The 12136-nt window shown below is 67.3% G+C and carries 10 protein-coding genes; 7 read left to right on the top strand and 3 right to left on the bottom strand.

Features of this window, described 5'->3' with window-relative positions; genetic code table 11:
• The first annotated feature begins 110 nt into the window (after positions 1-110).
• From U1839_RS09440 to U1839_RS09410, 7 genes are all read left to right on the top strand, one after another.
• The gene (locus tag U1839_RS09440; protein WP_332803393.1) at positions 111-1184 is read left to right on the top strand and encodes a flagellar basal body P-ring protein FlgI; all 1074 of its coding nucleotides are present in this window, start codon (positions 111-113) and stop codon (positions 1182-1184) included.
• On the top strand, positions 1181-1525 hold the full coding sequence (locus U1839_RS09435; RefSeq protein WP_332803392.1) for a rod-binding protein: 345 nt from the start codon (positions 1181-1183) through the stop codon (positions 1523-1525). The genes U1839_RS09440 and U1839_RS09435 overlap by 4 nt, the downstream gene beginning before the upstream one ends.
• Positions 1522-2868 (top strand): flagellar hook-associated protein FlgK, encoded by a 1347-nt coding sequence (gene flgK, locus U1839_RS09430; RefSeq protein ID WP_332803391.1) that lies wholly within the window; start codon positions 1522-1524, stop codon positions 2866-2868. Before U1839_RS09435 ends, flgK begins: the two co-directional genes overlap by 4 nt.
• Positions 2869-2870: 2 nt before the next feature.
• The gene (gene flgL / locus U1839_RS09425; protein WP_332803390.1) at positions 2871-3782 is read left to right on the top strand and encodes a flagellar hook-associated protein FlgL; all 912 of its coding nucleotides are present in this window, start codon (positions 2871-2873) and stop codon (positions 3780-3782) included.
• Between the two features lie 112 nt (positions 3783-3894).
• Positions 3895-4758 carry a flagellar motor stator protein MotA gene (gene motA / locus U1839_RS09420; RefSeq protein WP_281128632.1) on the top strand — a complete coding sequence of 288 codons (864 nt, stop codon included), beginning with the start codon at positions 3895-3897 and terminating at the stop codon, positions 4756-4758.
• 173 nt (positions 4759-4931) lie between these two features.
• The gene (locus U1839_RS09415; protein ID WP_332803389.1) at positions 4932-5837 is read left to right on the top strand and encodes a flagellar motor protein MotB; all 906 of its coding nucleotides are present in this window, start codon (positions 4932-4934) and stop codon (positions 5835-5837) included.
• Positions 5838-5940: 103 nt separating this feature from the next.
• Positions 5941-7089 (top strand): GNAT family N-acetyltransferase, encoded by a 1149-nt coding sequence (locus U1839_RS09410; RefSeq protein ID WP_332803388.1) that lies wholly within the window; start codon positions 5941-5943, stop codon positions 7087-7089.
• On the opposite strand, the gene U1839_RS09405 is transcribed toward U1839_RS09410, so the two are convergent.
• The 3 genes from U1839_RS09405 to U1839_RS09395 form a co-directional block, all read right to left on the bottom strand.
• Positions 7064-8689, bottom strand: coding sequence for a hypothetical protein (locus tag U1839_RS09405; protein WP_332803387.1), 1626 nt, complete (start codon positions 8687-8689; stop codon positions 7064-7066). The two genes, U1839_RS09410 and U1839_RS09405, sit on opposite strands and share 26 nt — an antisense overlap.
• 70 nt (positions 8690-8759) lie before the next feature.
• The gene (locus U1839_RS09400; protein ID WP_332803386.1) at positions 8760-10523 is read right to left on the bottom strand and encodes a hypothetical protein; all 1764 of its coding nucleotides are present in this window, start codon (positions 10521-10523) and stop codon (positions 8760-8762) included.
• Positions 10520-12028: an NAD(P)/FAD-dependent oxidoreductase gene (locus U1839_RS09395; RefSeq protein WP_332803385.1), complete on the bottom strand. Its 1509-nt coding sequence runs from the start codon at positions 12026-12028 to the stop codon at positions 10520-10522. Before U1839_RS09395 ends, U1839_RS09400 begins: the two co-directional genes overlap by 4 nt.
• Between the last annotated feature and the right edge of the window lie 108 nt (positions 12029-12136).

Raw genomic sequence — 12136 nt, 5'->3', positions numbered from 1 at the left:
GTTGCGCTGCGCTGGGCCGCCGCACCAGCCCGTTCCCCCACCCGGCCTCCCATCGAGGATACCGTGTGGGCGGCCGGGTGGGGGAGCGGGCTGGTGCGGCTCTTCTTGCCGTGGCGACGATCTTCCTCGTCGCCACGCCAGCGAACGCCGATCGCATCAAGGATCTCGGCGGCTTTCAGGGCATCCGCTCGAACCAGCTGACCGGCTATGGCATCGTCGTCGGCCTGCCCGGCACGGGCGACGACAATCTCGAATATACCATCCAGTCGATGAAGGCGGTCGCCTCGCGCTTCGGCCTGCAGCTGCCGTCGAGCGTCAATCCGGGGCTGAAGAACGCCGCGGTGGTGATGATCACCGCCGACCTGCCGGCCTTTGCCAAGCCGGGCCAGAAGCTCGACATCACCGTCGCCTCGATGGGCAAAGCCAAGTCCTTGCGCGGCGGCGCGCTGATCATGACGCCGCTGATGGGCGCCGACGGCCAGATCTACGCCATGGCGCAGGGCAATCTCGCGGTCGGCGGGCTCGGCGCCGAGGGCAAGGACGGCTCGCAGATCGTCGTCAACATTCCCTCGGCCGGCCGCATCCCCGAGGGCGCGACGGTCGAGCGCGCGGTCGCCACCGGTTTCGAAACGACGCCGGTGCTGACCTTCAACCTCGCGCATGCCGATTTCACCACCGCGCAGAATGTCGCGGCGGCGATCAACACCCGGCTCGGTGCCGGCACCGCCGACGCGGTCGATGGCGTGTCGGTATCGGTGCGCGCGCCGCAGGGTGCCGATGTCCGCGCCACGCTGATGAGCGAGATCGAGAATCTCGACGTCGTCGCGGCCGAGCCGCCGGCGCGCGTCATCGTCAATGCCCGCACGGGCACCGTCGTGATCAACGCGGCGGTGCGCGTCAGCCCCGCCGCGGTGACCCATGGCAAGCTGACCGTACGGATCGACGAGACCCAGCATATCAGCCAGCCGGCGCCGTTCAGCCAGGGCCAGACCGCGACCGAACAGAAATCGGGCGTCGGGGTCGATGAGGAGCATCGCCCGATGTTCCTGCTGTCGCCCGGCCCCAGGCTCGCCGACATCGTCAAGGCGGTCAACGCGATCGGCGCCTCGCCGGCCGACCTCGTCGCCATTCTCGAGGCGCTCAAGGAAGCTGGCGCGCTCAAGGCCGAGTTGATCGTACTGTGAGCGATCTTCCCAACCTTCCCGCCATCGCGGCACCGACCAGCGGTATCGGTCTCGATACCAGCCGGCTGACCTCGCGCGCCAACCTCGACAAGGCCGGCAAGCAGTTCGAGGCGGTGTTCAACGGCATGATGCTCAAGTCGATGCGCCAGGCCAAGCTCGCCGAGGACGATCTGTTCGGCTCCAAGGCGCTCGACACCTTTCGCGAGATGCAGGACCAGAAGCTGTCGCAGAGCATGGCGGAACACGCCCCGCTCGGCATCGGCAAGGCGATGACCGACTTCCTCGCCAAGTCACAGGCGTCGCTGCAGCCCGCCAGCGAAAGCGGTAGCGCCACGCCATGAGCGACATGATGAGCATCGGCGCCAGTGGCGTTCGCGCGTATCAGACCGCGCTGACCACGGTGTCGGAGAACATCGCCAATACCAGCACGCCGGGCTACACCCGGCGCAGCACCGACGTGCGCGAGCTCGCCGCGCCGAGCAGCTTTGCCAACAACCGCGACATCGCCGCCGGCAACGGCATCATCGCCACCGGCATCACCCGCGCCGCCGACCAGTTCCGCGCGGCCGACGTGCGTAGCGCCAGCGCCGATCTGGCGCGCAGCGAGACCGGCATCGACTGGCTCGGCCGCATCCAGAGCGCGCTGACCGGCAACCAGCTCGGCGACCGGCTGACCGCCTTCTTCACCTCGGCCAATGCCGTCGCCGCCGACCCGAGCGCGACGACGCCGCGCAGCGCGATGCTCGAAGCCGCCACCTCGGTGGCGAATGCCTTCACGGCCACCGGCAAGGCGCTCGACAATGTCGCGGCGACGCTGGACGGCACCGCCGACAACGCCACCGCCACGCTCGACGCGCTGGGCACCGCGCTGGCCAAGGTCAATGACGGGCTGAGCCGCAGCGCCGAGGGCAGCAGCGCGCGCGCCAACCTGCTCGACCAGCGCGACCAGCTGCTCGAACAGATGAGCGCGATCACCGACGTCAACGTCTCCAACGATGATGTCGGGCGTTCGACGGTACGGCTCGGCGGCGCCACCGGCCCGGTGCTGGTCGGCGGCACCGAGGCCGGCAACGTCACCTATGTGCGCAGCGACAGCGGGGCGGTGTCGTTCGCGGTCCACCGCGCGGGCAATGTCGCCGGCTTCTCGCCGACCGGCGGGGCGCTCGCCGGGATTGCCGATGCGGCTGCGCGGATCGCTGGCGCGCGCGACCAGACCAATGCCACGGCGACCGATTTCGCCAGCGGCGTCAATGCGGTGCAGGCGCAGGGGCGCGATCTCGACGGCAATCCGGGCGCGGCGATGTTCGCTGCCGGCGCGACGCCGAGCGACCTCACCCTGGCGTTGAGCGATCCACGCGGCATTGCCGCGGCGGCGGTCGGTGGCGGCCCGCGCGATAACAGCAACCTTGCCAATTTCGCCACGCTGCGCAGCAGCGGCGGATTCGAGGCGAGCACCACCGCGCTGATTTCCGACAATGCCGCAACGCTCGCCGCGCGGCAGCAGGTCGCCGACGCACAGTCGGCGATTCGCGACGGTGCGGTCAGCGCGCGCGATTCGGTGTCGGGGGTCAATCTCGACAGCGAGGCGGTCGATCTGATGCGCTTCCAGCAGGCCTATTCGGCGTCAAGTCGCGTCATCCAGGTGGCACGCGAAACGCTCCAGTCCATCCTCGATATCCGGTGAGCATGATGCAGGTCAGTACCAGCCACTTCTACGACAGCACGACGACGCTGATGCAGCAGCTGTCGAAGCAGGCCGACACGCTCAACACGCAGATCGCGACGACCAAGAAGATCTCAAAGCCGTCGGACGACGTCGTCGCCTATCAGCGGCTTACCGCGATCAAGCAGGCCAATGCCGACGATGCCAGCTATACCAGCAACATCTCACTGGCGTCGTCGCTGCTGCAACAGACGGACACCTCGCTCGGCACTGCCGAAACCCAGCTCCAGCGCGCGGCCGAACTGGCCGTGCAGGCCAATAGCGGGACGCTCAACGACACCGATCGCACCGCGATCGCGACCGAATTGCGCGGCATTCGCGACCAGCTCGTCACGCTCGCCAACACCAAGGATGCGCGCGGCCAGCCGCTGTTCGCCGCAGCCACCGGCGACAGCGCGGTGACACAGGCGGCGGACGGTTCGGTGACCTTCACCGGCACCGGCACGCCGGCCAGCATCCCGATCGGCGACGGCGTGACCGTCCAGCCGACCGAAAGCGCGGCGCGCGTGTTCGGCGGCGTGACGCTGGCGGACGGCAGCACCACCGATGTGTTCGCCGCGCTCAACACCATGATCGGCGCACTCGACTCGAACAATCTCTCGGCCGTGTCGAGCGCCGGCGACGGCGTACAGGCGGCGCTGACGCAGGTCGGCACGATGCGCGCGTCGCTCGGCGCGCGCGCGACGCGGGTCGATCTCCAGCAGACCAGCGTCAAGGATGCCGCGACGGCGCGCGAGACCGACCGCAGCGCGCTCGAGGACACCGACGTCACCGCCGCAATCACCGATCTGCAGAAGACGATGACCGTGTTGCAGGCGACCCAGGCGAGCTTCACCAAGCTCAGTTCGCTCTCGCTGTTCAATTATCTCAAATAGTCGCAACCGCGCCGGGTTCGGTTAACCGATTGGCGAGGAAATCAGGTTAACCGAAGATGATGTAGGTCGTTTCCCCTAAGGGGCGGCCGCACCAAGGGGGTTTCTAGCCAGCATGTTTCCGGTCATCGGCCTCGTTGTCCTCCTCGTCATGGTGTTCGGCGGCTTCGTCATCACCGGTGGAGCGATCGGTCCGGTCGCCGAGGCGATCCCGCATGAGATGCTGATCATCGGCGGCGCTGCCGCCGGCGCGCTGATCATCGGCAATTCGATGAAGGAGCTGAAGGCGCTGGGCGGCAGCTTCGGCAAGATCTTCAAGGGCCCGAAATACGCCAAGCAGGACTATCTCGACGTCATCTTCCTGGTGTCGAAGCTGATGAAGATGCTGCGTACCGAGGGTCCGATCGCGCTCGAGCCGCATGTCGAGGACCCGAAGTCCTCCGCGCTGTTCGCCGAATATCCCCGGCTGCTCGCCGACCACACGCTGATCAACCTGATCGCCGACACGCTGCGCCTCGTCGTGGTGTCCTCGGGCACGCTCGACGTGCACGCGGTGGAAGAGGTCATGGACAACATGATCAAGACCCATCACCACGAGGTCGAGGGCCCGCACGGCACGATGACCAGCCTGGCCGACGCGCTGCCCGCTTTGGGCATCGTCGCGGCCGTGCTCGGCGTCGTCAAGACGATGGGCTCGATCGACAAGCCGCCGGCGATCCTCGGCGCGATGATCGGCTCGGCGCTGGTCGGCACCTTCATGGGCGTGCTGCTGGCGTACGGCATGGTCGCGCCGCTCGCCTCGCGCCTCAAGCAGGTGATCGACGCCGACGCCGCGATCTACCATGTCGTCAAGCAGATCATCATCGCCTCGCTGCACGGCCACCCGCAGCCGCTCGTCATCGAGGCGGCACGTTCGGGCATCGCGCACAACAACCAGCCCAACTTCTCCGAGGTCTTCGACGGCCTCCGGGGGCGTTGATGTCTATTGTTTCGACTCGTGTCTGTTTAGCCCCTCCCCTTCAGGGGAGGGGTTGGGGTGGGGGCTATCCCCATACGCAGCGTTTGCGGCACGCCCCCACCCCCAACCCCTCCCCTGAAGGGGAGGGGCGAGAAAATTGGCTTCCGTCACGCTTATCCGAGGCGGCCTGACGCATGGCTGCCCGCGCGCCTCACGGCAACAACCAGCCGCCCAAGATCATCTACAAGAAGATCTATGTCGAAGGGCATGGCGGCCACCATGGCGGCGCCTGGAAGGTCGCCTATGCCGATTTCGTCACCGCGATGATGGCGTTCTTCCTGCTGATGTGGCTGCTGGGTGCGACCAACGAGAAGCAGCGCAAGGCGCTGGCCGACTATTTCGCGCCGACGCTGGTTCAGATGAAGGAGAACAGCGCCGGCTCGAACGGCATGTTCGGTGGCGAGTCGATCACCGACAAGGACAATTATCCGCACAAGGCGCAGCAGACCGGCACCCGGTCGATGACCATCCCGGCGGATTCGACCGGCGGCAACCAGGTCGGCACCGGGCAGAAGGGCAGTCTCAAGGACAAGGCCACGCTGACCGGCGAGGACCAGCGCAATTTCGAGAAGATGCATCGCAAGGTCACCGACGCGATGGCGTCGAACCCCAAGCTTTCGAAGCTATTGTCGCATGTGCGCTATGTCCGCACGCGCGACGGCCTGCGCATCGATCTGCTCGACGATGCCGATTATTCGATGTTCGGGCTCGGCACGACGCAGCTCGATCCGCAGGCATCGACGCTGATCGGGCTGATCGCGGAGTCGATCAAGGGCACCGACAACCCGATCATGATCCGCGGCCATACCGACGCGCTAGGCTATGGCGATCCGCTGGCGATGAACAACTGGATGCTGTCGTCGGGCCGCTCCGAGGCGACGCGCCGCCGGCTGGCCGAAGGCGGCATTCCCGAAGCGCGCTTCTACCGCATCGAGGGTGTCGCCGACCGCGAGCCGCTGATCGTCGCCAAGCCGACCGATCCGCGCAACCGGCGTGTCGCGATCACGCTGCTCTATCGCGCCGGCGCCTTCGGCCAATAACGCGCCTGCCGGCGCAGCCCGACCCGGCATAATTATGTCAGGGGTCCGTGGTTGATCGAAAGGGGCGGTTGTCGGCGGTGCGTTGGCTCCCTAGCTAGGCCTTGTGAGCAAGGCCGCCGTCACCGCCCGAATCGCCGACGGTGTCGCCGCGATCCCGGCCGACCAGTGGGATGCCTGCGCCGGCGCGGACAATCCGTTCCTGAGCCACGCCTTTCTGTCGATCCTCGAAAGCTCGGGCAGTGCCACCGCGCGCACCGGCTGGCAGCCGATCCCGATCGTCATCGACGGCGCCGATGGCCGACCTGCCGCGATCGCGCCGGCCTATGCCAAGAGCCACAGCCAGGGCGAATATGTCTTCGACCATGGCTGGGCCGATGCCTGGGAGCGGGCCGGCGGGCGCTATTATCCCAAGCTGCAGATTGCGGTGCCCTTCACCCCCGTGCCGGGGCCGCGGTTGTTGCTGCGCGATGCGGCGCTCGCCCCCGCGCTGATCGCCGCGATCGAGGCGGTGACCGACCAGCACAAGCTTTCCTCCGCGCACGCCACCTTCGTGTCGCCCGAGCAACTGCCGCTGTTCGAGGCGGCCGGGTGGCTGATCCGCGAAGGCACGCAGTTTCACTGGCAGAATCAAGGCTATGCCGGGTTCGAAGATTTCCTCGCCGCGCTGGCCAGCCGCAAGCGCAAGGCGATTCGCAAGGAACGCGCCACCGCAGTGGAGGGGCTGACGATCCGCCATCTGACCGGCGGCGAGATCGGCGAGCCCGAATGGGACGCCTTCTGGCATTTCTACCAGGACACCGGCGCGCGCAAATGGGGCACGCCCTATCTGAAGCGCGGCTTCTTCTCGCAGCTCGGCGCAACGATGGGCGAGCGGGTGCTACTGATCCTCGCCGAGCGCGACGGCGTGCCGATTGCCGGCGCGCTCAACCTGATCGGCGCCGACACGCTCTATGGCCGCTATTGGGGCTGCGCCGAGGAGGTGCCGTTCCTCCATTTCGAGCTATGCTATTACCAGGCGATCGACGCCGCGATCGCGCGCGGCCTGAAGACGGTCGAGGCGGGCGCGCAAGGCGAGCATAAGCTCGCACGCGGCTATGTGCCCGTGCCGACCTGGTCGGCGCATTACATTCCCGACCCGGCGTTCCGCCGCGCCGTCGGCGATTTCCTGTTGCACGAACGTGCCGCGGTCGAATCCGACCAGCGCTATCTCGGCGAGCTGACCCCGTTCAAGGCTGGCGAACCGTCGGCGTAGGGCGCGGCACGGGCCGCATCCGGCGCGGCGGCAGGATCTCCGAATCGGGCACATTGGGGCCCGGCCTACTGTGGTCGACACGGTACAGCACCATCGGCCCGTCGCGATACGCCTCGACCAGCCCGGCGTTGAACTTGGCATCATAGACCGGCGGGTTGATCATCCACACATAGTCGAACGCGTCGCGCGGCAGGCGGGCGAGCGAGGCCTGGATCGTCCACCACCATTCGCCATGACACCAGCGATCGGTGACGATCTGCGACGGGTCGTGCGCGAAGCGCTTGGCGATCGGATAATGGGTGGTCAGCGTCTGCGCGCCGGCCATCGACCACTGATCGTTCGCGAAGATCATCTTGCGTTCGAGCGCGATACCCGGAATGTGCTCGAGCCGCGAATAAGCCCAGTCGTCGCGGCAGTTGCGCCCGACGAACGTCACCATCCGCGCGCCCTGCGGGACATGGTCGATCACCGCGAAGGCGCGGTCATAGCTGTCGCTGTACATCACGAAGCTGGCCGTGGTGCTGACGATGCGGACGAGAAAGAACGCCATGCCGAGCGCGGCGAGCGTCGCGGCGTGGCGGATCGACAGGCCCTTGCGCGGGCGCAGCGCGATCACCGCGATCGCCACCATGAACGGCGCGAGCCGCATATCGGCATAGGCCGAGCCGAACACGATGCGCGGCAACAGGATGAAGACGGTCAGCAGGAACAGCGCCGACAGGCCGAGATTGCGCGAATATTCGATCGCCGGATCGCGAAAACCCTTGAACAGGATCAGGAACAGCACCGCCGTCGAGGCGATGTCGAGCAGCGCCCAGCGGTCGCGCAGCACCATCGTTACCCACATGATCTTGGCCTGCCAGTCGAACCAGTCGGCGGTCTGGCCGGTGACATGGTCGCCGCTGCGCCACAGGATCATCAGCAGCATCGGGATGGCGAGCGGCACGCAGCCCAGCCCGGCGCGCACCCAGGCGTTGAACCAGCGATGCCCGGCATCATGCTGGCGGACCATCTCGGCGGAAAAGGCCAGCACGCCGAGCACGCCCCAGCCGAAGGTGTGACACAGCCACAACAGGCACGAGATCGGCAGGAAGATACCGGCACGCAGCTTCAGGTGACCCGTCCGGGCCAGCCGCAGCCACAGTGCGAACAGGTTGAGCGCGAGGCCCATCGACAGCGCGAAGTTCACGAAGCCGAAATGGAACGGATAGCAATAGGCCAGCGGCAGCGCGAACAGCGCGGTCGCCGGGATGCGGCCATGCACCTCGCGCGAGATCCACAACAGGCCCGAGACGATCAGCGGCGGGATCGACATGACGATCAGCTTCACCGCCAGCTCGAGCCCGAAGACCTTGGCGAGCGGAATGACCAGCAGATCGATGCCGAGATTGCCGATCAGCGACCAGCGGAAATCATACCAATTGGCCAGCCAGGCATTATCGGCCAGCGCGAGCTGCACGCGGTAGCGGCCCATATGTCCGGGCAGATCGACCAGCGGCGGGATGGTCGGCCACAGCAGCGGCACCACCGCAAGCGCCGTGCACAACAGCACGAACCAGCGTGTCTGCCACCAGTGCAGCCTGTTGTCGTCCCCCTGCATCCGACCGCCTTACCGCGCGGATGCGCAATCGAACAAGCGTGCTTCGCTGCGGCCCGTCGCGAAAGCGTGGTTATCGGGCATGCGGCGGGTCGATCACGCGCCATGTCAGCACCGGCGACCCGGCGATCGGCACGGGCTGAAGCCAGTCGAAACGCGTGCCGCGCTCGAGCTGCGCCCACAGGCCGTTGGGGCTGATTGCCTTGTACATGTCGGTCTCGTTGACCCCCGGGCAGGCCGCGACCCAGGTCGCGTGGCTGCGCAGGATCGCGGCACGCGCCGCTGCGGGGTCGGCCATGAAGGTGGCGATGACGAGATGGATCGCGCGGTCGTTGCGGTGATAGCCCGCGCCGATCGCGCTGAGATTGGTGGTGGCAAGAATCTCGGGCGACACGTCGAGCGGCGCGAACACCCGGCCCGATCCCAGCGCGGCGAGCGCCGCGACCTCATGGCCCTGGTGGCACGGCGCGACCGTCGCCACCTGCGGCCCCGCCTTTGCCGCCGGCGTGCCGACGGGCAAGCCGAGCAGGATCGTCGCCATCAGCCCCGGCGCGGCGAGCGCGAACGCCCCCGCCGTCGCTGCCGTGCGCGGCAGGATCGGGCCGATCCGCCGCGCGCGCACCAGCAACGCATGGAGCAGCCAGGCACCGCCGGGGATCGCCAGCGCATTGGCGGTCGCCCCGGCGCGCATCACCATCACCGAGAGCAGAAATCCGGCCAGCGCCACGCCGAGCAGCATCAGCCAGCGGCCGCGCGCTTCACCCTGTGCCTCGCGCGTCGCCAGCACCGTGCCGACCAGCCCGAAGATCGGAAAGCCGATCGTGGCGATCGCCCAGACCGGGACCTGTTCCCACACCGGCATGCCTTCGGAAACCTTTTCGTACCAGAAGGTCCGCACCAGCGGGTCAAGCCGCGCGAATGGTCCGTGCAGGCAATCGGGCGCGATCAGCACCAGCGTCGCGCCGACGCCGCCCGCCGCGGCGGCGAGCGCACCGATCCGTAGCGCGGGCGATGTACGGCCGGCAAGCAGCGCGGCCAGCGTCATACCCAGCGCCGCTGCGCCGAGCGCGATGATCCAGGCGGGCGACATCGCATCGCAGGCCGGGGCGAACATGCCGGGCCCCCGCGTTGCGACATGAAGCAGCACCGCGCCCGCGCACCATCCCCAGATCGCGGCGAGCATCTGGTCGCGCCGGGCCGGCTCGATCGCCCAGGCCAGCGCGGCCATGCCCATGATCGCGGCGGCGATCGGCATGCCCTCCATCGAGATCGTCACCAGCACCGCCAGCGACAGCCCGAGCAGGGCGCCGCTGCGCCGTGTCGGCTTGTCGAGAAGCGCAAGGACGGCAGCGAGCGCGAAGGTCACCTGCCAGCCATGGTGATCGATGCGCATCGGCCGCAACTGATAGATCAGCGGCACCGACAGCGGCGCGAGCATCACGGCGGTGCGCGCGCGATCGGTATCGAGCAGCCGGCGCGTGATGATCGCGGCGAGCGCCATCACCGAAAGCAAGGTGAGCAACGGCACGACGACCATCGCGACGCGTGTCGCGATGGCGGTGCCGAACAGCGGCTGCAGCGGGCCGATCACCAGCGCGAGCGGCAGGTCGACGAGCCGCGACCAGTGCATGGCGAAATCGCCATTGTTGAAGCGGTGCTGGCCGACGTCCCACCAGCTCTGCCCGGCGAGCAGGTCGCGCACCTGGTTGAGCCGCATCGCATCGTCGGGATCGGGGAACCACAGCCCGGCAATGTCGCGCGACATCGCGGCGCACAAAACGAGCGCTGCGATCGCCCAGCCGATCGCGATGGCCGGCCAGAGCGCCGGCTGCTTCACGCCGCCTTCAGCTTGCGCGGTACCAGCCGCTCCGATGCGAGTGCTGCCTGCTGGCCCTCGTCGCCGGCCTCATGATATTCGGCGTCCTCGTTGACTGCCCAGATGTCGTAGACGCGCGCGCCGGCGACGATGTTGCGCACCGTCAGCATCGCGGTCATCATCGCATGGTCCTGGTTGTTGTAGCGGTGCATGCCGTTGCGCCCGACCAGATGCAGCGTCGGATAACTTGCCTCGAGCTCGGCGCGCATCGCCTCGACATTGTCGCGATATTCGTCGTCATAGACCGGATAGGCCTTTTCCTGCCGCACGACGCGGCCACCGACCACCGTCTTGGGATCGGCGAGACCGAGCGTCGCCAGCTCCTGCGTCGCCAGCGCGATCAGGTCGTCATCGGAGGAAGACCACAGGCCGTCACCCTCGAAGCAGAAATATTCGAGGCCGACACAGGCGAGGCTCGCATCGGGCACCATCTCGGGCGACCAGCTGCGGAAATTCTGCACGCGGCCGACCTGGACGCGCGGATCGTGGATGTAGATCCAGTTGTCGGGGAACAGGTCGTCGGCGCGGATCATCAGCGCGACGGTCAGGAAGTCGCGATAACCGAGGCGCAGCGCGCTCGGCAGCGTCTGCGGCAGCGGATGGATCCGCCCGGCCAGCTCGCGCATCGGCGCAGAGGAAATGACATGCGCCGCGCTGATCGCGAGCAATTCGTCGCCGCGCCGCGCCGTCATGCGCCAGCGGCCGCTCGCCTGGTCCTGCGCGATCTGGTGGAGTTCGGTGCCCATCAGCACCTTGTTGCCGCCGGCGACGACGGCATCGCGCGCGGCATCCCACATCATGCCCGGTCCCTGGCGCGGATAGCGGAAGGTCTCGAGCAGCGACTTGACCGCCATGCCGTCATTCTTGGCGCGGTGCAGGCCGAGCGAGCGCTTGAGCCCGTCGATCACCGCGCCGCCGAGGCTCAGCCCCTTGATGCGCTGTGCCGCCCAGTCGGCCGACATCTCGTCGCACGGCATGCCCCACACCTTCTCGGTATAGGTCTTGAAGAAGATCGAATAGAGCTTGTGGCCGAACTGGTTGACGACCCATTGCTCGAAGCTCTTCACCTCCTTGTGCGGAAAGAGCTTCCAGCGCGCATAGCTCGCCATGCACAAGGTCGAACGCCAGATGCCGAGGTTCATCAGCGCCTCGAAGGCGCGCAGCGGGTAGCTGTAGAATTTGCCCTCATAATAGATGCGGCTCATCCGCGGGCGCTCGATGAAATCGTCGGGCAGGATCTCGTTCCACAGGTCGACGACCTCGCGCGACTTGGAGAAGAAGCGGTGCCCGCCGATATCGAAGCGGAAGCCGTCATATTCGACCGTGCGGCTGATCCCGCCGACATAGACGGGGTCCTTCTCGATCACGGTGACCTTGTAGCCCTGCTTGGTCAGCTGATAGGCCGCCGTCAGCCCGGCCGGCCCCGCGCCGATGATCGCCACATCGACCGCTTCGTCATCGCGCATGCTCGTGTCCGTCCCCGCTTGCTGTGCGGGGCCAAGCAATGGCGGCAAACGCCTAAGCTATGGTTAAGAAAATCTGGATTTCGTGGAGTAGCAACGGCGGGCGGGAGT

This window comes from Parasphingomonas halimpatiens (genome assembly GCF_036663795.1).
Classification (GTDB): Bacteria; Pseudomonadota; Alphaproteobacteria; order Sphingomonadales; family Sphingomonadaceae; genus Sphingomonas.
The sequence above is the reverse complement of the archived record's forward strand: the minus strand, read 5'-3'. Positions and strand labels throughout refer to the sequence as shown.

Bases quoted from the DNA above. Each gene is read 5' to 3' on its own strand.
- U1839_RS09405 (WP_332803387.1), bottom strand. From the start codon at position 8,689: ATGCAGGGGGACGACAACAGGCTGCACTGGTGGCAGACACGCTGGTTC.
- U1839_RS09395 (WP_332803385.1), bottom strand. From the start codon at position 12,028: ATGCGCGATGACGAAGCGGTCGATGTGGCGATCATCGGCGCGGGGCCG.
- flgK (WP_332803391.1), top strand. From the start codon at position 1,522: ATGAGCGACATGATGAGCATCGGCGCCAGTGGCGTTCGCGCGTATCAG.
- flgL (WP_332803390.1), top strand. From the start codon at position 2,871: ATGATGCAGGTCAGTACCAGCCACTTCTACGACAGCACGACGACGCTG.
- U1839_RS09415 (WP_332803389.1), top strand. From the start codon at position 4,932: ATGGCTGCCCGCGCGCCTCACGGCAACAACCAGCCGCCCAAGATCATC.
- motA (WP_281128632.1), top strand. From the start codon at position 3,895: ATGTTTCCGGTCATCGGCCTCGTTGTCCTCCTCGTCATGGTGTTCGGC.